20 protein-coding genes are annotated in these 19,450 nt (G+C 71.7%); 6 read left to right on the top strand and 14 right to left on the bottom strand.

The genetic code is table 11. The features are described 5' to 3' along the window. The first annotated feature begins 1 nt into the window (after position 1). Genes ACH46_RS17975 through ACH46_RS17960 form a run of 4 tightly spaced genes read left to right on the top strand, consistent with a single transcriptional unit; the run spans position 2 to position 6,512 of the window. Positions 2-3,601, top strand: a complete 3,600-nt coding sequence (locus ACH46_RS17975; RefSeq protein WP_062394142.1) for a cobaltochelatase subunit CobN — start codon at positions 2-4, stop codon at positions 3,599-3,601. Continuing rightward, positions 3,594-4,364 (top strand): precorrin-6A synthase (deacetylating), encoded by a 771-nt coding sequence (gene cobF / locus ACH46_RS17970; RefSeq protein WP_062394141.1) that lies wholly within the window; start codon positions 3,594-3,596, stop codon positions 4,362-4,364. The genes ACH46_RS17975 and cobF overlap by 8 nt, the downstream gene beginning before the upstream one ends. Position 4,365: 1 nt before the next feature. Continuing rightward, the gene (locus ACH46_RS17965) at positions 4,366-5,775 is read left to right on the top strand and encodes a cobyric acid synthase (protein ID WP_062394140.1); all 1,410 of its coding nucleotides are present in this window, start codon (positions 4,366-4,368) and stop codon (positions 5,773-5,775) included. Next, entirely contained in the window at positions 5,772-6,512 is a 741-nt protein-coding gene (locus tag ACH46_RS17960) for a cobalt-precorrin-6A reductase (protein WP_062394139.1), read from the top strand. Before ACH46_RS17965 ends, ACH46_RS17960 begins: the two co-directional genes overlap by 4 nt. Before the next feature lie 12 nt (positions 6,513-6,524). Here ACH46_RS17960 and ACH46_RS17955 read toward each other — a convergent pair whose 3' ends face one another. The 6 genes from ACH46_RS17955 to ACH46_RS17930 are packed head-to-tail and all read right to left on the bottom strand — an operon-like array spanning position 6,525 to position 9,127. Beyond that, positions 6,525-7,082: a hypothetical protein gene (locus tag ACH46_RS17955; protein ID WP_062394138.1), complete on the bottom strand. Its 558-nt coding sequence runs from the start codon at positions 7,080-7,082 to the stop codon at positions 6,525-6,527. Then, the gene (locus tag ACH46_RS17950; RefSeq protein WP_062394137.1) at positions 7,079-7,654 is read right to left on the bottom strand and encodes a hypothetical protein; all 576 of its coding nucleotides are present in this window, start codon (positions 7,652-7,654) and stop codon (positions 7,079-7,081) included. The genes ACH46_RS17955 and ACH46_RS17950 overlap by 4 nt, the downstream gene beginning before the upstream one ends. Beyond that, positions 7,651-8,142, bottom strand: coding sequence for an Asp23/Gls24 family envelope stress response protein (locus ACH46_RS17945; protein ID WP_226995670.1), 492 nt, complete (start codon positions 8,140-8,142; stop codon positions 7,651-7,653). The genes ACH46_RS17950 and ACH46_RS17945 overlap by 4 nt, the downstream gene beginning before the upstream one ends. Continuing rightward, positions 8,135-8,317, bottom strand: a complete 183-nt coding sequence (locus tag ACH46_RS17940; RefSeq protein ID WP_062394136.1) for a hypothetical protein — start codon at positions 8,315-8,317, stop codon at positions 8,135-8,137. Before ACH46_RS17940 ends, ACH46_RS17945 begins: the two co-directional genes overlap by 8 nt. Further along, positions 8,310-8,642 (bottom strand): Asp23/Gls24 family envelope stress response protein, encoded by a 333-nt coding sequence (locus ACH46_RS17935; protein WP_062394135.1) that lies wholly within the window; start codon positions 8,640-8,642, stop codon positions 8,310-8,312. Before ACH46_RS17935 ends, ACH46_RS17940 begins: the two co-directional genes overlap by 8 nt. Beyond that, positions 8,642-9,127 (bottom strand): Asp23/Gls24 family envelope stress response protein, encoded by a 486-nt coding sequence (locus tag ACH46_RS17930; RefSeq protein WP_062394134.1) that lies wholly within the window; start codon positions 9,125-9,127, stop codon positions 8,642-8,644. Before ACH46_RS17930 ends, ACH46_RS17935 begins: the two co-directional genes overlap by 1 nt. A 78-nt stretch (positions 9,128-9,205) precedes the next feature. Here ACH46_RS17930 and ACH46_RS17925 point away from each other — a divergent pair, with 78 nt between their 5' ends. Continuing rightward, complete coding sequence (locus ACH46_RS17925; protein WP_062394133.1) at positions 9,206-9,859, top strand: RNA polymerase sigma factor; 654 nt, start codon at positions 9,206-9,208, stop codon at positions 9,857-9,859. Further along, positions 9,859-10,317 (top strand): hypothetical protein, encoded by a 459-nt coding sequence (locus ACH46_RS17920; RefSeq protein WP_062394132.1) that lies wholly within the window; start codon positions 9,859-9,861, stop codon positions 10,315-10,317. Before ACH46_RS17925 ends, ACH46_RS17920 begins: the two co-directional genes overlap by 1 nt. Before the next feature lie 51 nt (positions 10,318-10,368). On the opposite strand, the gene ACH46_RS17915 is transcribed toward ACH46_RS17920, so the two are convergent. The 8 genes from ACH46_RS17915 to ACH46_RS17880 are packed head-to-tail and all read right to left on the bottom strand — an operon-like array spanning position 10,369 to position 19,421. Then, the gene (locus tag ACH46_RS17915; protein ID WP_062394131.1) at positions 10,369-11,712 is read right to left on the bottom strand and encodes a cobyrinate a,c-diamide synthase; all 1,344 of its coding nucleotides are present in this window, start codon (positions 11,710-11,712) and stop codon (positions 10,369-10,371) included. Between the two features lie 17 nt (positions 11,713-11,729). After that, positions 11,730-12,344: a cob(I)yrinic acid a,c-diamide adenosyltransferase gene (gene cobO, locus ACH46_RS17910; protein ID WP_062394130.1), complete on the bottom strand. Its 615-nt coding sequence runs from the start codon at positions 12,342-12,344 to the stop codon at positions 11,730-11,732. Next, positions 12,344-14,365, bottom strand: coding sequence for a VWA domain-containing protein (locus ACH46_RS17905; RefSeq protein ID WP_062394129.1), 2,022 nt, complete (start codon positions 14,363-14,365; stop codon positions 12,344-12,346). Before ACH46_RS17905 ends, cobO begins: the two co-directional genes overlap by 1 nt. Beyond that, the gene (locus ACH46_RS17900) at positions 14,362-15,138 is read right to left on the bottom strand and encodes a cobalt-precorrin-4/precorrin-4 C(11)-methyltransferase (protein WP_062394128.1); all 777 of its coding nucleotides are present in this window, start codon (positions 15,136-15,138) and stop codon (positions 14,362-14,364) included. The genes ACH46_RS17905 and ACH46_RS17900 overlap by 4 nt, the downstream gene beginning before the upstream one ends. Further along, entirely contained in the window at positions 15,135-16,361 is a 1,227-nt protein-coding gene (locus ACH46_RS17895) for a bifunctional cobalt-precorrin-7 (C(5))-methyltransferase/cobalt-precorrin-6B (C(15))-methyltransferase (protein WP_062395600.1), read from the bottom strand. Before ACH46_RS17895 ends, ACH46_RS17900 begins: the two co-directional genes overlap by 4 nt. Beyond that, positions 16,358-17,890 carry a precorrin-3B C(17)-methyltransferase gene (cobJ, locus tag ACH46_RS17890; protein ID WP_062394127.1) on the bottom strand — a complete coding sequence of 511 codons (1,533 nt, stop codon included), beginning with the start codon at positions 17,888-17,890 and terminating at the stop codon, positions 16,358-16,360. Before cobJ ends, ACH46_RS17895 begins: the two co-directional genes overlap by 4 nt. Then, positions 17,887-18,582: a precorrin-8X methylmutase gene (locus ACH46_RS17885; protein ID WP_062394126.1), complete on the bottom strand. Its 696-nt coding sequence runs from the start codon at positions 18,580-18,582 to the stop codon at positions 17,887-17,889. The genes cobJ and ACH46_RS17885 overlap by 4 nt, the downstream gene beginning before the upstream one ends. Further along, positions 18,579-19,421, bottom strand: coding sequence for a nitrite reductase (locus ACH46_RS17880; protein WP_062394125.1), 843 nt, complete (start codon positions 19,419-19,421; stop codon positions 18,579-18,581). Before ACH46_RS17880 ends, ACH46_RS17885 begins: the two co-directional genes overlap by 4 nt. Positions 19,422-19,450: the final 29 nt, after the last annotated feature.

Genomic DNA, 19,450 nt, shown 5'->3' with positions numbered 1-19,450 from the left:
CATGCGCGTTGCCCTGTTGTCGACGTCGGACACCGACCTGATCTCTGCCCGAGCCAGCGGTGCCGACTTCCGCTGGCTCAACCCGTCTCGCGCCACCGTCGCCCAGCTCGGCGAGGCCGCTGCCGAGGCGGACCTGACGGTGGTTCGGCTGCTCGGCTCCGTCCAGGAGTACGCCGACGAGCTCGACGCGATCCGGGAGCATGGCAAGCCGGTCGTCGTGCTCGGCGGGGAGCAGACGCCCAACGCCGAGCTGATGGCGGCGTCGACCGTCCCGACCGGCGTCGCCGCCGACGCCCACCGGTACCTCACCGAAGGCGGCCCCGCCAACCTGCGACAGCTCCACGCGTTCCTCTGCGACACCGTCCTGTTGACCGGTGAGGGCTTCGAGCCGCCGGAGACCATCCCGACCTGGGGACACCTCGCACGACCGTCCGCGGGCGACGGCCCGCGCGTCGGCGTCCTCTACTACCGCGCCCACCACGCCAGCGGGAACACCGACTTCGTTCACGGCCTCTGCGACGCGATCGACGCGCGCGACGCCGTCGCCGTCCCGATCTTCGCGGGCTCGCTGCGCACCGCGTCGGACGACCTCTACGCCGAACTCGGCACCCTCGATGCGGTGGTGGTGACGGTCCTCGCCGCCGGCGGCAGCACGCCCGCGGCGGCGAGCGCGGGCCAGGACGACGAGGCCTGGGACGTCGCGCGGATGGCCGACCTCGACATCCCCGTCCTGCAGGGACTGTGCCTGACCAGCAGTCGCGCCGACTGGGCGGCGTCCGACGACGGCGTCACCCCGATGGACTACGCCAGCCAGGTGGCGATCCCCGAGTTCGACGGCCGCATCATCACGGTCCCGTTCTCGTTCAAGGAGATCGACGAGGACGGCCTGCCGCACTACGTCGCCGACTCCGAACGCGCCGCGCGGGTGGCGGGCATCGCGGTGAACCACGCCCGGCTGCGTCGCACCGCCAACGCCGACAAGCGGATCGCCGTCATGCTCAGCGCCTACCCGACCAAGCATGCCCGGATCGGCAACGCCGTCGGCCTCGACACCCCGGTCAGCGCGATCCGCGTGCTCCGCGCGATGCGAGCGCTCGGCTACGACCTCGGCGACGGCAACGACGTCACGGCCATCCTCGATCAGGCCGACGCCTCGGGCGACGACACCGCGGCAGGCGACGCCCTGATCCACGCGCTCATCGCCGCCGGCGGGCAGGACGAGGAGTGGCTGACCACCGCGCAACTCACCGACGCGCACGTGCGCGTGAGCAAGGCCGACTACGACGAGTGGACTGCCGACCTCCCACAGGACCTGCGCGACGGCATGACGCAGGCGTGGGGGCCGTCGCCCGGCGAGCTGTTCGTCAACGACGCCGGCGAGATCGTCCTCGCCACCCTGCAGGCCGGGAACGTCGTGATCATGATCCAGCCGCCGCGCGGCTTCGGCGAGAACCCCGTCGCGATCTACCACGAGCCCGACCTCGCGCCCAGCCACCACTACCTCGCCGCCTATCGCTGGGTGGCGCACGGATTCGGCGCGCACGCCGTCGTCCACCTCGGCAAACACGGTTCGATGGAGTGGCTGCCGGGCAAGAACGCAGCCCTCTCCTCGGGATGCGGAACCGACGCCGCGATCGCCGACCTGCCGCTGATCTACCCGTTCCTCGTCAACGATCCCGGCGAGGGCGCACAGGCCAAGCGTCGCGCGCACGCGACGATCGTCGACCACCTGGTGCCGCCGATGGCGCGCGCGGAGTCATACGGCGACATCGCCCGGCTCGAGGGGCTGCTGGAGGAGTACGACCGCATCAACGCGATGGACCCCGGCAAGCTCGCCGCGATCCGCGGCGAGATCTGGCAGCTGATGCACGCCGCCGAGATGCACCGCGACCTCGGCCTCGATGAGCGACCCGACGACGAGGCCTTCGACGACTTCCTGCTGCACGTCGACGGCTGGCTGTGCGAGATCAAGGACGCCCAGATCCGCGACGGCCTGCACATTCTCGGGCAGGCGCCCGACGGCGAGGCGCGGGTGAACCTGGTCCTCGCGATCCTGCGCGCCGCACAGATGTGGGGCGGGCAGAAGGGGGCGGTGCCGGGACTGCGGACCGCGCTCCACGGCGGCGACATCGCCGACCTCCCGCTCCCGCAGATCGACCAGCTCGAAGCGCAGGCCCGCGACCTGATCGAAGCGATGGAGAAGCGCGGCTGGGATCCCGCCGACGCTGCCCGCCTGCACGACGACCCGGCCGTCGCGGCGGTCCTCGAGTTCGCCGCCACCCAGGTGGTGCCCCGACTGAACAGCACCGTCGACGAGCTCGACGCCCTGCTGCACGCGCTCGACGGCGGCTTCGTCCCCGCGGGTCCTTCGGGGTCGCCGCTGCGCGGCCTGGTCAACGTGCTCCCGACCGGCCGGAACTTCTACACCGTCGACCCGCGCGCGGTCCCGTCGCGCCTGGCGTGGGAGACCGGGCAGGCGATGGCCGAGTCGCTGATCTCGCGCTACCTGGACGACGAGGGTGCCTACCCCGATTCGGTGGGGCTCTCGGTGTGGGGCACGTCAGCCATGCGGACCGCTGGCGACGACATCGCCGAAGTCCTCGCCCTGCTCGGCGTCCGACCGGAGTGGGACGAGGCGTCGCGACGCGTCCGTGAACTGACCGTCGTGCCGCTGACGGAACTCGGCCGCCCCCGGATCGACGTCACAGTCCGCATCTCCGGCTTCTTCCGCGACGCCTTCCCGCACGTGGTCGCGATGCTCGACGATGCCGTCCGGATGGTCGCCGACCTCGACGAACCCGTCGAGCAGAACTTCGTCCGCAAGCACGCCCTCGCCGACCTCGCCGAGCACGGCGACCGCCGTCGAGCCACCACCCGCATCTTCGGCTCGAAACCGGGCTCGTACGGCGCCGGGATCCTGCAGGCCGTCGAAGCCGGCTCGTGGCGCGACGACAACGACCTCGCCGAGGTCTACACCGCGTGGGGCGGCTTCGCCTACGGTCGCGACCTGGACGGGGTTCCCGCTACCGACGACATGCGCGCCAACTACCGCCGGATCCGGGTGGCCGCCAAGAACATCGACACCCGCGAGCACGACATCGCCGACAGCGACGACTACTTCCAATATCACGGCGGCATGATCGCCACCGTCCGCGCGCTGACCGGCGACAACCCGAAGGCCTACGTCGGCGACTCCACATCGCCCGACGCCGTCCGCACCCGCACCCTGCAGGAGGAGACCAACCGGGTCTTCCGCGCCCGCGTGGTGAACCCCCGCTGGATCGCCGCCATGCAGCGGCACGGCTACAAGGGTGCCTTCGAGCTCGCCGCGACCGTCGACTACCTCTTCGGCTTCGACGCGACCGCGGGCGTCGTCCACGACTGGATGTACGAGTCCCTCGCCAAGGAGTACGTCCTCGACGAGACCAACCAGGCGTTTCTGAAGAAGTCGAACCCGTGGGCGTTGCGGGGGATCGTCGAACGGCTCCACGAGGCGGCGTCCCGTGAACTCTGGGAGTCGCCCGATCCGGAGGTGCTCGCGCAGATGCAGCAGGTGTACCTCGACGTCGAAGGCGATCTGGAGGACGGCGCGGATGCCTGAGCGGCGGATCAGGATCATCGGTGTCGGACCGGGCGATCCGGAGCAGGTGACCTTCGAGGCGGTCGCGGCGATGCGGTCGGTCGATTGGTTTCTCGTCGTCGACAAGACCGGGGTCAGCACCGACCGGCCCGATCCGCTCGTCGTGGCGCGCGAGCGACTGCTGGCCCGCCACCTCGACGGACCGGCGACGATCGTGCGGGTGACCGATGCTCCGCGGGAGCGTCGTGCGGAGTTCACCGGCACCGACGATCAGTACCGCGCGGCCGTCACCGCGTGGCACGAGGCGCGGGTGGATCGTTACCTCGCAGCGCTGTCCGAGAACGACGGCGACGTCGGCCTGCTGGTGTGGGGCGACCCCGCGTTCTACGACTCGACCATCCGCATCGTCGACCGGATCACGGAGCGGATCGCGGTGGACGTCGACGTGATCCCGGGCATCTCCTCGATCCAACTCCTCGCCGCGCGGCACGCGATCGTGCTGCACGGCGTCGGCCGACCGCTGCACGTCACCACCGGGCGGGCCCTTCGTGACGCCGTCGACGCCGGGCACGACAACATCGTCGCGATGCTGAACCGCGACGTCGCGCTGCCCGGTCTGGACGACTGGCGGATCTGGTGGGGCGGCAACCTCGGAGCGGTCGACGAGGTGCTGGTGGCCGGCCGCGTGGGCGACGTCCGCGCCGAGATCGAGGCCGCGCGGGATCGGCTGCACCAGAAGGCCGGATGGATGATGGACGTCTTCCTGCTCCGGAAGGAGTCCTGACATGGCCGCGCTGCTGATCGCCGGCACCACCTCGGACGCTGGGAAATCGGTCGTCACCACCGGACTCTGCCGTGCCCTCGCCCGACGCGGCCTGACGGTGGCGCCCTACAAAGCGCAGAACATGTCGAACAACTCGATGGTCGTGCCGCTCGAGAACGGCGGGTACGGGGAGATCGGCCGCGCTCAATGGATCCAGGCGGCCGCCGCCCGAGCCGTCCCCGAGGTGGCGATGAACCCGGTGCTGCTGAAGCCCGGCGGCGACCGCCGCAGCCACGTGATCCGGATGGGCCTGCCCGACGGTGAGGTCTCGTCGCGCGACTTCGTCGACGGCCGACGTCGCCTCGCCGAGGCCGCGTTCGCCGCCTTCGATGATCTGGTGAGCAGGTACGACATCGTGCTCGCCGAAGGGGCGGGCAGCCCCGCCGAGATCAATCTCCGCGCGAGCGACTACGTCAACATGGGGCTCGCGCAGCATGGGCAGGTGCCGACGGTCGTCGTCGGCGACATCGACCGCGGCGGCTGGTTCGCCGCCAGCTACGGCACCCTCGCTCTGCTCGACGACGCCGACCAGCAGCTCATCAAGGGCTTCATCGCCAACAAGTTCCGCGGCGACGTCAGCCTGCTTCAGCCCGGCCTCGACGACCTCCAGCGGCGCACCGGCCGACCCACGTTCGGCGTTCTGCCGTGGCACCCCGACCTGTGGCTCGACTCCGAGGACTCCCTCGACCTGGACGGTCGACGATCCCGGACGGGCGGCGCGAAAGTCGTGGCGGTGGTGCGGCTTCCGCGGATCAGCAACCTGACCGACGTCGACGCCCTCGGCGTGGAACCCGACCTCGACGTCCGCTTCGTGGCCGACGCCGCGCGGATCGCCGAAGCCGACCTGGTAGTCGTGCCCGGGACACGCGCCACCCTCGCCGACCTGCAATGGATGCGAGACCGCGGCCTCGACCGCGCCGTGATCGAGCACGCCCGCTCCGGGCGCCCGGTGCTCGGGATCTGCGGCGGCTGCCAGATCCTCGGGCAGACCATCGCAGACCCCGACGGAATCGAGGGGTCGGTCGGTGCCGCAGTCGACGGCCTCGGCCTGCTCGACCTCGACACCGTCTTCGGTGCGGCGAAGACCCTGCGACTCCACGAGCCCGCCGGCTACGAGATCCACCACGGGACCGTCACCGGCACCGGCCGCGACGGCTGGGTCGACGGCCGCTCCGGAGCCGTCGTCGGAACCATGGTTCACGGCGTGATGGAGGACGACGGCGTCCGCGCCGCCTACCTCACCGACGCGCTGGGCGTGCGGTCCGCGGCGTCGTTCCCGGCGGCCCGCGAACGGCGCCTGGACCTGCTCGGCGACCTGGTCGACGAGCACCTCGACGTGGACGCGCTGCTCGCGCTGGCGGCCGACTCGTGACCGTCTTGATCCTCGGCGGGACGGCCGAGGCCCGAGCCCTGGCCGCCGCGCTGGTCGACACCGGGGTCGACGTGATGACCTCCCTCGCCGGCCGAGTCCAGCGACCGCGACTGCCGGTCGGCGAGGTGCGGATCGGCGGCTTCGGCGGCGTCGACGGGCTGCGGCGCGCGTTGGCGGACTACGACGTGGTCGTCGACGCGACGCACCCGTTCGCGGCGGGGATCACTCGGAATGCGGCCGCGGCGTGCGCCGTGGAGGACGTGCCGTTGCTGCGCCTGGCGCGTCCCGGATGGGAGGCGCACAGTCGGCCGTCCTGGCGCTGGGTCGACACGCATGAGGAGGCGGCGGCGACCGCCGCTTCGCTGGGCGCGCGGCCGTTCCTGACGATCGGCCGCCAGGAACTGGCACGCTTCGTGCCTGCGCTCGGTGACACCGATGCGGTGGCCCGCGTCGTCGACCCACCCGACTTCGACGTCCCCGACCGCTGGCGCCTGCTCTTCAGCCGCGGCCCCTACGAGCTCGACGGCGAGCTGGCGCTGCTGCGCGACCACGCGGCCGACGTCCTGGTCACCAAGGACTCCGGCGGCACCCACACCTGGCCGAAGATGGAGGCTGCGGAGGCGCTGGGGATTCCGGCGGTCGTCGTGCGACGACCCGCCCCGCCCGACAGCGTCCAGACGGTGAGCGACGTCGCCGCCGCGCGGGACTGGGTGCTGACGATGTCCACCGCGGTCTGAGCCGCGGCGGACTCACCGTTCCACACGCTCGAAGTGCACCATCGCCTGCACGTGGACGCCGGAGCCGGCGAAGGCCGTGCGGAGATCCTCGATGGGCCTGGCCAGGATGGAGATGATCTCGTCGTAGGAGCGTTCGGGCCGGGCCTCGACGGTGATGCGGATGATGGTGCTGCCTCGGTCGTCGATCGCCCGGACGTGGGCCTGGCGGAGTACGGTCTGCTCCCGGAGCGACGACTCGACGGCCTGGGCGACCACCTTCGGCGGCACGGTCAGCATCCCCTCCGGACCGCTGTGGGCGAGGGTGACGACGTCCGGGTGCTGCGGAGCGATCGTCGTCCGGATCAGCCGCCAACCCCAGAACAGTGCGACCAGCGCGACCGCCGCGACGACAGCGGCGAACCACCCCGTCCCGGTCGCGTCGGCGACGGCGGCTGTGTCGATGCGAGACACCCAGTCGGAGACCGGACGCACGGAGAACCGAGTCAGGACCACCGCGATCGCGAACGCGACCAGGAGCACCCCGAGCAGTCCGACCGACAGTCGATGCAGTGCTGCGGCGCCGCGGTTCATGCTCGTACTCCTGTCTTGACCTTGACGACCACCTTGCCGGGCACGGCGATCGCGCCGACGGCGGTCCGTGCGGTGCGGACGATTCGGGCAGTGTCGACGCGACCTGCCGCTGTCACGACGACCTTGACTCGCCGCCGGCCGACGACGGTGACGGCACGACGCACGTCGGGCAGATCTGTCACAGCGGCGCTCACGCGTCGAGCCACGTCGACCCGTCGCGTCCAGACGATCGACTGGTCGCTCACCGTCACGTGCGTCCGATGCCGAGGCTTCACGGACATCCACAGCGCGGCGACGCCGATCACGGCACAGGCGGCCGGCAGCACCCACATCCAGTCCGACCAGGTCTGATGGCCCAGCTCCACCGCGGCACGATGCACCCACGTGTCGCCGCCGATCACGCCTGCCGCCGCGAGCAGGTCGCGGACCAGGAGCCCGCAGCCCACGAGCAGCAGGACGCCGAGCAGTCCGCCGGCCACGGCGACGCCCGGAAACGCGGTCGGACTGTCGACCGGTTCGCGGGTGATGTCCCGGGGGGCGTCGAACATCCGCTCGTCCTCGTCGGTGGTCATCGGTGCACCTCCCCATCGGTGGCGTCCCTGCCGGGACGATCGGGATCGAAACGGCCGGAGTCGAGACGGTCGGGATCCGGCAGTTCCACGAATCCCGGGGTGCTGAGGCGCATGGAGGACCGCGGCAGCACCTGCGCCACAGTGACGTTCACCCGGACCGGACGTACCCCGGTGAGCCGGAGCAGTTCGTCCCCCACCCGTGCCCGGGCCTCGCGGCACACCTGCCCGATGGCGGACGGCCATGCGACGGCGAGCGTCAGGTCGACGACGTGCGCGGCGCCGCCCACGGTCTCCACGCTGACGCGCGGATAGGCGGTGCCGACGGTCGTTTCGCGACTGACCAGGCCGCCGAGGCGGCCGACGACCGAGTCGTCGGAACGCACGACTCCGGCGACGTCGAGTGCGGCGCCGAGGGCGATCTTCTCGAAGACCGTGTCGTCGATGATCACCCGACCGGGGACGCGCAACTCCGGCTCCGAGTCAGCCACGGCTGCTGCTGCGCACGATCGCGCGCAGGTCGATCGTGCCCTGGATCTGCAGGCCGACGAGCAGCCCCACCGCCCCGAAGGCCGCGGCGAGCAGGAAACCCCCGATGCCGCCGGTGATCGCGGCCAGCGCCAACAGCAGCCCGGCGAGCAGACCGATCGTTGCAGCGTTATTCATCCGATCCTCCTGGAGCAGCATCCGATTCCGGCTGCGGAACGGCGACGTCCTCCACCGTCACTGAGATCCGCAGTCCGCTGGCGGCGCTGGCGGCCTCCGCGGCCTGTGCCGCGACCGCCCGCAGGTTGCGTCGTGGATCGACGACGATGTGGACCGACCCCTCGTCGTCGGAGAGCTGCACACCGCTGACCCGTTCTCCGGGCAGGTAGGCGGCGACTTCTCCGAACAGTCCACCATCGAGGCCGACGACACCCGGGACCGCTGAGACGGCGTCCGCGACCCGTTTCGCCAGCGGGATGTCGGGTCGATCTGCCGGTGACGACATCACTGAACGCGCGGTTCGCCGGACTCGACATCGTCGTCGAAGTGCACGTCGTGAACGGTCACGTTGACCTCGGTGACCTCCAGTCCCGTCATCTGCTCGATCGCGGTGATGACGTTCCGGCGGATGGCACCGGCCAGCTGGTGGATCGCGACGCCGAACTCGGCGACGATCGCGACGTCGACCGCCGCCTGCTTCTCGCCGACCTCCACGCTGATGCCCTGGGTGACGCTCGATCCGGTGCCGGGGATCACCTCGCGGACCTTGCCGACCGCGCGCTCGGTGGTGCCGCCGAGGTCGTACACGCCGTCGATCTCGCGGGCCGCGATGCCCGCGATCTTCGCGACCACCAGATCGGCGATCGACGTGGTGCCGTGCGGCCCGTTGAGGGAGGTGTTGGCGTTTCGTGAAAGCTCGAGGTCCTTGCCCGTGGCGCTCGGTGTCGACTGCGCGTCGGTGCCGTTCTCGGTGTTGGTCTGCTCGGTCATCTCGGTCCCTTCTCGATCCCCGGCTTCATTCGCTCGGGTATAAAGTCAGTCGCTACCGAGCAGAAAGTTGCACGCGAATTGTTCAGTGACGTACATCACCGAGGCGCGGGCGGGGAGGACGACGAGCTCGGAGGCTTCTCGGATGAGGAGTTGGCGGCCGCTGCGGCCTCCGGCGATCCGGAAGCGTTCGAGGTCCTGCTCGCTCGCATGGCTCCGATCGTGCTGCGCTTCGTGCGCCGCATGGTCGACGACGCCCAGACCGCCGAAGACCTGGCCCAGGAGACACTGTTCGCCGCCTGGCGAGGACTGCCGGACTTCGCATTCCGCAGCTCCGTGCGGACCTGGGTGCTGGGGATCGCGAACCGGAAGGTGGTCGATCATTTCCGTCGGCGCCGCGACGTGCCCGCACCGGATACGAGGTTCGCCGACCTGGAGTCGCCGGAGCCGCTGCCCGCCGAGACCGCAGAGCACACCGCCCTGCGCGATGCCCTGCGCGCGGAACTGTCGAAGATGCAGTTCACGCCGCGCGCGATCTGGTGGTTGAAGGAGGTCGAGGGCCTGACGCTGGCGGAGATCTCGACGGTCCTCGCCATCAGCGACGGCTCGGTTCGCGGTCATCTGCAGCGAAGTCGTGCGTTTCTCACCACCAGACTGGCACCGTGGAGGCCGGGCGCATCAACGGAGGCGAGCGCCGGGCAGGTCACGGAATCGGGACGAGAAGGGAGGCAGTGATGACGAACGCGAATCTCAGCGGAGAACGGATGGACGCCTGGCTGGTCGACGCCAGTCGTCGGCTCGACGAACCGACCGGCGACGTCGCACGCCTGATCTCGTCGATCGTGAGCGGCCTGCCGCAGCTGCGCCGTCCTGGGCGGGAACTGGACACCGACGACGAGCTCGTCACCGTGAACGACCGGGTGATCAAGCAGCTTCTCGCGACGCGGATCCGCACCGCGTCGGGACGTCTGGTGGTGCGCCTGGAACTGCACGGCGACGACGCGGCCCTGACTGGCGTCACCGTCGGCCTCATCGCGCGGTACCGCGATGACCTCCATGAGCGGGCCGACGTGGTGCGGGAGGCCGCGCGGGCCGTCCTCGTCGACTCCCTCGGACCGTCGGCGACGGCGGAGGCCTGCGCCAACATCCACGTCCGCTGGCAGGACGTCTACACGCGTGAGTGGCTGAACTGATCCGATCCGTACTTTTCGACCACATACTGGTCGAAATCTACGGAGTAAGCGTCAGCGCGCGTGCACCGCGGCCGCGAAGCGGGCCGCCATCTGCGGGTATCCGGCCCAGTGAGTGTGCAGGTACGACGCGTGGAGCGTCTCGCTCGCGAAGCCGATCGGCGCGCGATCGACGAACCACGCCGGCGTGCCGACCGTCTCGGGCGTCACCTGCGTGCGGTGGAACTCGTGCCCGGTGATGCGTTCCCCGGCGCGGGTCAGCAGGGTGTCCTCGGTCGCGATGGCCTGCGGGTAACGGAGGGTGAGGCGATCGGTCATGCGGGCGTCGGCGTCGATCGCACCGGCCATCGGACGCTCGTCCAACGTGGTGCACAGGTACAGCAGTCCCGCGCACTCTGCGACGGTGGGGAGTCCGTCGGCGACGGCCTCGCGAATCTGGGTGCGGAGCGTGACGTTGTCGGAGATGGCGGCGGCGTGCTCCTCGGGGAATCCGCCGCCGAGGTACAGGCCCGCGGTGCCGTCGGGGAGCCGACGGTCGCGAGCGGGATCGAACGCGATCACGTCGCATCCGGCCGCGCACAGCAGTTCGACGGTCTCGGCGTAACGGAACGTGAAGGCTCGGCCCGCGGCGATCGCGACGACGGGCCGTCGTGCCGGTTCGACGACGGCGGCATCGCCGAGCGCGGTCACCGGGTGCCAGGGGTCCCCCTCGAGGTCGGGGGCGCTGCGCGCGATGTCGCCGATCGCGTCCAGGTCGACGTGCCGGGCGATCACGTCGGCGAGTTCGGCGACCGTCGCCGCCGACTCGTCCCGCTCGGCGACGGTCACCAGCCCCAGGTGGCGGGACGGAGTCGCGAGGTTCGGATCGCGGGGGATCTCACCGAGGATCGGCAGACCGACGGCCTCGCGGATCTCCTCCGCGTGCCGCGCCGACCCGACGCGGTTCAGGATGACGCCCGCGACGCCGACGGTCGGATCCCACGTCGCCATGCCGTGGACGACGGCGCCGATAGACCGTGACGCGCGGGCGACGTCGACCACCAGGATCACCGGTGTTCGCGTGAGTGTTGCGACGTGCGCGGTGGACGCGAAACCCTGCGTGCCGATGCGGCCGTCGAACAGACCCATCACGCCCTCGATCACGGCGACGCCCGCGTCGCGCGCGCCGTGCTGGAGGAGGGGGACGATCAGGTCCTCGCCCACGAGGTGCGGGTCCAGGTTGCGGCCGGGGCGTCCGCAGGCGAGCGCGTGATAGCCGGGGTCGATGTAGTCCGGTCCCACCTTGTGGCCGCTCACCTCGTGCCCGGCACGACGGAGTGCAGCCATGAGACCGGTGGCGACCGTAGTCTTGCCCTGGCCGGTGCCCGGTGCGGCGACGAGGATGCGGGGGAGGTGCATGGCCTAGGCCTCCCTGCTCACCATTCGATCCCCCTCTGACCCTTCTGACCCGCGTCCATCGGATGCTTGATCTTAGTCATCTCGGTGACCAGATCGGCGGCTTCGAGGAGGCGGGGATCGGCGTCGCGGCCGGTGATGATCACGTGCTGGCGGCCGGGACGGTTCTGCAGGGTCTCGACGACGTCGTCGACGTCCACCCAACCCCACTTCATCGGGTAGGTGAACTCGTCGAGGACGTAGAGGTCGTGCGCTTCGGTCGCGAGACGGCGCTTGATCTCCTCCCAGCCTTCGGCGGCCGCAGCCGCGTGGTCGTCCTCGGTGCCGCCCTTGCGACTCCACGACCAACCCGATCCCATCTTGTGCCAGTCGACGGGGCCGCCCTCGCCGGTCTCGGCGTGCAGGGCGCCGAGCCGTTCGAGAACCGTCTGCTCGCCGATCCGCCACTTCGCGGACTTCACGAACTGGAACACACCGATCCGGAAACCGGCGTTCCAGCCGCGCAGGGCGAGGCCGAATGCGGCGGTCGACTTCCCCTTGCCGGGACCGGTGTGCACGATGATCAGCGGCCGGTTCCGCCGCTGGCGGGTGGTGAGGCCGTCGTCCGGAACGACGGTGGGCTGTCCCTTGGGCATCAGGCGGCTCCTTCGGTGGCGATGCGTGCGGCGGCAATGAGGTCACCGGCACTGACGTCGCCGACCTCCAGGTAGTCGGCGCCGAGGTGGCGGGCGAGGTCGGCGGCCAGACCCAGTCGCAGCGGCCCCGACTCGCAGTCGATGACCACCGATGCGACGCCCTGCTGCGCGAGACGGTCGGCGGCCAGGTGAGACCGTGCGACGGCGTCGGCGCCCGACGTGGCGCGACCGTCCGTCACCACCACCAGCAGCGGTCGACGTCGGGCATCGCGGATCCGCTCCACGGCGAGCAACTCGGCGACCTTCGTCAGCCCTTCGGCGAGCGGGGTACGACCGCCGGCGGGAAGATCCTGCAGGCGGGCCGCGGCGACGTCGACCGACCCCGTCGGCGGCAGCACGACCTCGGCGTCGTGACCGCGGAAGGTCACCAAGCCGACCTTGTCGCGCCGCTGGTAGGCGTCGAGCAGCAGGCTCAGGACCGCGGTCTTGACCTGCGCCATCCGCTTGCGTGCGGCCATGGACCCGGAGGCGTCGACGCAGAACAGGACGAGGTTCGACTCTCGGCCCTCGTACTCGGCGCGACGCAGATCCGACGTCTCGATGAGCAGCCGACCGTCGGTCCGGCCCCGCGCATGCTGGTGCGGGATCGCGGCGCGGATCGTCTCCACGAGGTGCGGTGCACCGGCGGTGGCGGCGGGGTCGACGCCGACGCGGCGACCCGAGGAGGTCTTCGCGCGACTGCGGCGACCGGTGGTTCCGGCTCCCGTTCCGGCGACGGTGAGGAGGCGGGTGCGGTACGGGGTTCCGGCGGGGATGGTGGTGGTTGTTTGCGTGCCCGCGGCGGTTTCGACACGGTCCTCGGCTGGCGCCTCGGACCGGCTCAACCAGCGTGGGGGTGCGTCGGCGGTGTCCGCGAAGTCGGCGGTCGAGCGCGGGGGTGCGTCGGCGGTGTCTGCCGGGTCGTCAGTCGAGTGGGCGGGGCCGTCAGCGGCGTCGGTCGAGGGGCCGGCGTCGGCTTCACCGCCGTCGCCCGCGGGATCGTCGCCGGGACCCCCACCCTCCGGCGGGTCGGGCGGCAGGTCGTCGTCGCCGAGGATCTGGTCGAGGAGGTCCTCGTCCAGGCCGGGGGCGTCGAACGGGTTGCGTCGGCGACGGTGCGGGAGGGCGAGGCGGGCCGCGACGCGGATGTCGTCGACCGTCACCGCGGTCCGACCGCACCAGGCGGCGTGGGCGACGGCGGTCCGCGCGGTGACGATGTCAGCGCGGAGACCGTCGACGTCGAACGCGGCGCCCACCTCGGCGATCTTCAGCAGCGCCGCCGACGACAGCACCACCTCCGGCAGCAACTTCTGCGCGGTCGCGATGCGGGTCGTGAGAGCCGCCTCGGAGTCGGCATAGCGGGCGGCGAATCCGGCGGGGTCGGCGTCGTACGCCATGCGGCGGCGCACCACCTCGGCGCGGACTGCGGGCTCGCGCGGCGCGGCCACCTCGACGGTGAGCCCGAAGCGGTCCAGGAGCTGCGGGCGGAGTTCGCCCTCCTCCGGGTTCATGGTGCCGACCAGGACGAAGCGGGCGTCGTGCGTCATGGAGATGCCGTCGCGCTCGACGGTGGCGCGGCCCATCGCGGCGGCGTCGAGCAGGAGGTCGACGAGGTGGTCGTGCAGCAGGTTCACCTCGTCGACGTAGAGGAGCCCGCGGTGCGCCTTGGCGAGCAGTCCCGGCTGATAGCGGGTCTTGCCCTCGCCGAGCGCGGTCTCGAGGTCGATGGAGCCGATGACGCGGTCCTCGGTGGCGCCGACTGGGAGTTCGACGAGGGGCACCGGGGCGTCGTCGAGCGGCGGGAGGACGGCGGCGAGGGCCCGGACGATCGTGGACTTCGCGGTGCCCTTCTCACCGCGGACCAGGACGCCGCCGACGGCGGGGGAGATGGCGGTCAGCAGCAGTGCCAGTGCCATGGGCTGCGGCTCGTCGAGCGAGTCGGCGCCGACGACGGCGGTGAACGGATAGTGCGGAGTGCTCATCCTCTGTCCTTACTGTCGACTGCGGTGCGGGAACGGTCGCGGTGCGGTGAGTACAGGTACGACTCGCCGCCGGACTCGCGGGCGGCGAGCGCCGGCCCGATCAGGATCACCGCGGCCTGCCGGAGACCGGCGTCTTCAACGGCGTCGGCGATCGGCCGCGCGCCGCCGACGGTCCCGTGCAGGACCGTCTCGTCGGGCTGGGAGGCGCGGTAGACGACGACCGCCGGGCAGTCCGCGCCGTAGTGCGGTTCCACCTGGGCCATCAGTTCGCGGATCCGAGTGATCGCCAGGTGCAGCACCAGGGTGGCGCCGGTGGCGGCGAAGTCCTGGAGCCGTTCGCGGTCGGGCATTCGGGTGGATCGTGCCTGCGTGCGCGTGAGGACCACCGACTGTGCGACCAGCGGCACCGTCAGCTCTTGCCCGACGCGGGCGGCGGCGGCCGCGTACGCGGGTACGCCGGGTGTCACGTCCCATGGCACGCCTGCGGCGTCGAGGCGGCGGGTCTGCTCGTGCAGCGCCGAGTACAGGGACGGGTCTCCGGAGGTCAGTCGGACCACCTCGCCGGGGGCGTCGACCATCGCGACGACGATCTGATCCAGGTCCAGTCTCGCGGTGTCGATCAACTGCGCGTCGGGCCGGCAGTGGCTCAGCACCTCGGCGTCGAGGTAGGTGCCGGGATAGAGGACGGTGTCGGCGGCGGCGAGCAGTCGTGCGGCGCGAAGCGTGATCAGATCGGCCGCCCCGGGACCGGCGCCGACGAAGTGGACGGTCATGCGTTCTCCCGTTCGGTCAGAGGCTTAGTCCAGGCCCACTGGGTGACGGCGCGACTCGGCTGCCAGCCGTGGAACCGGCCGCCGAGCGGTGCGGCGTGCTCCACCGACAGGCGCGTCAGCTCGCCGCCGTGCGCGCGGAACGCGGCGAGCAGCAGTTCTTCGGTCTCGAAGGTCACGCCGTGCACGACGAGCCGTCCGCCGGGGGTGAGGGCGTCACGACAGAGGTCGAGGAGACCGTCCGCCGTGGCACCGCCGCCGACGAAGATCGCGTCGGGTGCGGGCAGGTCGGCGAGAGCATCGGGCGCGCGACCGGTGACGAGCCGGAGTCGCGGCACGCCGAGGCGAGCGGCGTTGCGCACGATCCGCGCGGCCCGGTCCGGATGGTGCTCGACGGCGATCGCCGCCGTGGTCGGGTGGGCGCGCAGCCACTCGATCGCGACCGACCCGGCCCCTGCACCGACGTCCCACAGCAGGGCTCCGGGCCGGGGCGCGAGGCGAGAGAGGGCGCTCGCGCGCTGGTCGCGTTTGGTGAGCTGACCGTCGTGCTCGAAGGCCTCGTCGGGCAGGCCGGTGGCCCAGCTCGTAGCAGGGCCGGCGGGGCCGCGGGCCTCGATCGCGAGGGCGTGGAGGCGGGGGATCGAGGTGCCCGGCCCGTCGCTCGCGGTGAACTCGGTGCGGCTCTCGTCGACGGCCCCGAGGTCGCCGAGCACGGTGACCCGAGAGTCGCCGAGACCGTGCTCGACGAGGATCCGGGCCACCGCGGCGGGCGTCGACTCGTCCGACGACAGCACCAGCAGTCGTGCGCCGGGTGCCAACTCGCGGCGCAGGGTGTTCGGGTCACGGCCGACCAGCGTGACGACCGTCGACGACTCCGCCGACCACCGCATCCGGGACCGCGCGAGAGCCACCGACGAGACGGCGGGAATCGACTCGAGGCGCTCGCCGAGGATCGCGGCGAGCCGCGTCCCGATGCCGGAGACGAAGGGATCGCCTGAGGCCAGAGCGACCACGCGGGCATCGCCGAACTCGGCCAGGAAGCCGTCGAGATCGGACAGCGGGCGCGGCCAGGGACGTCGGACCTGCCCATCCACCGGAGGGATCAGCGCCAGGTGACGGTCGCCGCCGAGGAGGACATCGGCGTCCAGGATCCGCTGCCGGGTCGGTTCGACGAGGCCGTCCCAGCCGTCCGCACCGACGCCGATCACGGTGACCGGCGGCGTCACAGCAGCGCCCCGGCGGGCACCGACCGCGGACTCCACACCCGACCGGACGCGGTGACGCGCGTCGACGACGCCCCGACGATCAACAGGCACTTCATGTCGATGGTCTCCGGGTCGAGGTCGCCGAGCGTGGTGACGGTCAGCGACTCCTCGTCGCGCCCGATGTCACGGCCGACGATCACGACGGTCGCGGGATCACGGTGTTCCAGCAGCAGGTCGCGGGCGGCGACGATCTGCTCACGCCGCGAGTGCGATGCCGGGTTGTAGATCCCGAGGACAAGGTCGGCCTCGGCGACGGCGCGCAGTCGGCACGCGATCACCTCCCACGGCTTCAGCCGGTCCGACAGGCTCATCACGGCGAAGTCGGCGCCGATCGGGGCGCCGGCGCGGGCGGCGACCGCCTGCACGGCGCTGACGCCGGGCACCACCCGGATCGGGACGTCGGCGAACTCCGGGTCCTCCGCGGCCTCGAACACGGCGGCCGCCATGCCGAAGACGCCGGCGTCGCCGCCGGACACCACGGCCACGCGCTCCCCGGCGCGTGCCAGACGCAGTGCCTGTCTGGCGCGATCCACCTCGACGGTGTTCCCGGAGGAGTGCCGGGTGAGGCCGGGCCGCTGCGGGACGCGGTTCACGTACGGCGCGTACCCGATGACGTGTTCCACCTCGGCGAGCGCCGTCGACGCCTCGGGTGTCAGCCACTCGGCCGGGCCGGGCCCGAGGCCGATCACCAGCAGTTCGGCGGCGTTCTCGGGGCGGGTCGTCTGCGCTTCCGGTTCGGCACCGGTCCGCATGCGCCGCGCCTCGCCGGGATGGGCGGCGTCGCCAGGAACCACGATCAGCGAGAAGTACGGGACCGTCGACGGGTCGACGTCGACCACCGGCCGCCACTCCTGTTCGGGCATCGAGGCGCGCTCCACATACCAGGCGCCGTCGAGTCGGCCGGCCGCGTGCAGGGCACGACGCACGGCCGGGAAGGTGCGGCCGAGCTTCATGATCACCGCGCCGTCGGTGTCGGCGAGGCGTCGTGCCAGCTCCGGCTCGGGCAGCGTTCCCGCGAGGACGGTGAGGACGTCGTCCTGCCGGACCAGCGGAGTGCCGAGCGCGGCTGTCGCCGCGGCGTACGCGGGGACGCCCGGGACGACGTCGGTCGGGTAGTCGGGCGAGAGGCGGTCGTGCAGGTACATCGCCGACCCGTAGAACAGCGGGTCGCCCTCGGCGAGCAGCACGACGGTGCGCCCGGCATCGAGGTGAGCGGTCATCCGCGCGGCGGATCCCTCGTAGAAGTCGGTCAGCGCGCCGACGTACCCGCCGGGATGGTCGGTGGTCCCCGTCGTGACCGGGTAGCGGAGCTCCTCCTCGATGACCTCGGAGGGGATCAGGTCGGCGGCGATCCGCCGCGCGTGCGACGACTTCCGGACACCCGCGTGATAGGCGACGACGTCGGCCTCCCCGATCAGGCGGGCGGCCTTGCGGGTGATGAGTTCGGGGTCGCCGGGGCCCAGCCCGACGATCGTGAACGTGCCGCTCATTCCGCCTCCTGCGCCAGGGCGTTGATCGCGGCGGAGGTGACGGCTGAGCCGCCGCGTCGTCCGCGGACGGTGACGAACGGGACGTCGATGCCGTGTTCGTCGGCGAACGCCGCGAGGGCCTCCTTCGATTCGGCGGCGCCGATGAAACCGACGGGGCAGCCGATGATCGCGGCCGGCCGCGGAGCTCCGGCGATCAGCATCTCCAGGAGATGGAACAGGGCGGTCGGGGCGTTGCCGATCGCGACGACGGCACCGTCGAGCATCGGCTCCCACAGCGAGACCGCGGCCGCGGTCCGCGTGGTGCCCCAGTCGGCGGCGAGGTCGGCGACGCGCGGGTCGCCGAGGAGGCAGTGGACGTCGTTGGCGGCGGGCAGTCGACCGGCGGTGACGCCGCGGGCCACCATCTGGGTGTCGGCGAGGATCGGCCGCCCGGCGTTCAACGCGGCACGACCGTCCGCGAGCAGCCGCGCGTGGATCACCAGGTCGTCGACCAGATCGGTCTGCCCGCTCGCGTGGATCATCCGGACGGCCAGCTTCTCGGCGTCGGCCGGTACCCGGCTCAGGTCGGACTCGGCACGGATGGTGGCGAACGAACGGTCGTAGATGCCTGCGCCGGACGTGAGGTAGTCGTAGGCGCGCGGCGGGGCCGTGAGGTCGGCAACGGCGGTGCGGTCGGTCGGGGCGGGATTCATGAGTTCTCCGGGATCAGGACGCCGTGCCACGGGGTCAGCACGACGCGGTCGGCGCCCCAGCCCGCGATGTCACTGCGGGTGAGGCCTTCGAGGGCGTCGACGTGGTGGCCGCCGGGAACGCGGCCGTAGGGGAGTGGTTCGGTGCGGACGCACGACTGCGGCGCGGGCGTGCACGCCGCGCACAGCGGCGCGGGGAGCTCGGCGACGTGCCAGGCGGCGGTCGGACCGGAGCCTCGGTGGTCGAGGAAGCGAAGGGCCAGGCGGACCAGTGTTGCGGCGGCGTCGTCGAGCGGGAGCACCGGGCCGAAGGTCTTCCCGACACGGAGTTGGCAGTTCGCACCGTCGAGGGCGATGAGGCCGAGGTCGCGGTGGCGGTCGTGCAGATCACTGCGGCCGTCGTCGAGGACGAATAGGAACCGGCCGGGCAGCTCCGCCAGTCGAGGCTCGGCGAGCAGCCGGCGGTCGAGGTCGGCGAGGACTGGACGCAGATCCGCACGACCGCCCGCGAGCCCGGTCTGCGGCGAGACCAGGATGTTGCGGGCCAAGTCGTGATTGCGCGACGGCAGCAGCCCGGTCGCCTCGATGGCGGCGACCACGGGGCCGATGAGGGAGCCGTCGATCGCAGGCAGCGCGCGCAGCTGCAGGTTGGCGCGTCCGGTGACGTGGATCAGGCCGTCGCCGTGCAGGTCGGCGATCTCGGCCAGCGTGAGCAGGCTGGAGACGGAGACCTGTCCGCCGGGCACCCGGATGCGGGTCAGAGCGCCGTCGTCCGCGGCCCATGGGCGGAGTACGCCGGGGCATCGGTCGGGACGCGTTCGCGTCGGAGTCGACACTTCCATCCTCGAGGTCGGGGGCTCTGCGCGTCACC

Source organism: Gordonia phthalatica, from assembly GCF_001305675.1.
In the GTDB taxonomy this organism is placed as follows: Bacteria; Actinomycetota; Actinomycetes; order Mycobacteriales; family Mycobacteriaceae; genus Gordonia; species Gordonia phthalatica.
Note: the sequence above shows the minus strand (reverse complement) of the source record. Positions and strands in the feature narration are given on the sequence as shown.

What these genes read in the sequence shown, in the direction of transcription:
- ACH46_RS17975 (WP_062394142.1), top strand. Translation starts at nt 2, where the DNA reads ATGCGCGTTGCCCTGTTGTCGACGTCGGACACCGACCTGATCTCTGCC.
- cobF (WP_062394141.1), top strand. Translation starts at nt 3,594, where the DNA reads ATGCCTGAGCGGCGGATCAGGATCATCGGTGTCGGACCGGGCGATCCG.
- ACH46_RS17965 (WP_062394140.1), top strand. Translation starts at nt 4,366, where the DNA reads ATGGCCGCGCTGCTGATCGCCGGCACCACCTCGGACGCTGGGAAATCG.
- ACH46_RS17955 (WP_062394138.1), bottom strand. Translation starts at nt 7,082, where the DNA reads ATGAACCGCGGCGCCGCAGCACTGCATCGACTGTCGGTCGGACTGCTC.
- ACH46_RS17950 (WP_062394137.1), bottom strand. Translation starts at nt 7,654, where the DNA reads ATGACCACCGACGAGGACGAGCGGATGTTCGACGCCCCCCGGGACATC.
- ACH46_RS17940 (WP_062394136.1), bottom strand. Translation starts at nt 8,317, where the DNA reads ATGAATAACGCTGCAACGATCGGTCTGCTCGCCGGGCTGCTGTTGGCG.
- ACH46_RS17935 (WP_062394135.1), bottom strand. Translation starts at nt 8,642, where the DNA reads ATGTCGTCACCGGCAGATCGACCCGACATCCCGCTGGCGAAACGGGTC.
- ACH46_RS17930 (WP_062394134.1), bottom strand. Translation starts at nt 9,127, where the DNA reads ATGACCGAGCAGACCAACACCGAGAACGGCACCGACGCGCAGTCGACA.
- ACH46_RS17920 (WP_062394132.1), top strand. Translation starts at nt 9,859, where the DNA reads ATGACGAACGCGAATCTCAGCGGAGAACGGATGGACGCCTGGCTGGTC.
- ACH46_RS17915 (WP_062394131.1), bottom strand. Translation starts at nt 11,712, where the DNA reads ATGCACCTCCCCCGCATCCTCGTCGCCGCACCGGGCACCGGCCAGGGC.
- cobO (WP_062394130.1), bottom strand. Translation starts at nt 12,344, where the DNA reads ATGCCCAAGGGACAGCCCACCGTCGTTCCGGACGACGGCCTCACCACC.
- ACH46_RS17905 (WP_062394129.1), bottom strand. Translation starts at nt 14,365, where the DNA reads ATGAGCACTCCGCACTATCCGTTCACCGCCGTCGTCGGCGCCGACTCG.
- ACH46_RS17900 (WP_062394128.1), bottom strand. Translation starts at nt 15,138, where the DNA reads ATGACCGTCCACTTCGTCGGCGCCGGTCCCGGGGCGGCCGATCTGATC.
- cobJ (WP_062394127.1), bottom strand. Translation starts at nt 17,890, where the DNA reads ATGAGCGGCACGTTCACGATCGTCGGGCTGGGCCCCGGCGACCCCGAA.
- ACH46_RS17885 (WP_062394126.1), bottom strand. Translation starts at nt 18,582, where the DNA reads ATGAATCCCGCCCCGACCGACCGCACCGCCGTTGCCGACCTCACGGCC.
- ACH46_RS17880 (WP_062394125.1), bottom strand. Translation starts at nt 19,421, where the DNA reads ATGGAAGTGTCGACTCCGACGCGAACGCGTCCCGACCGATGCCCCGGC.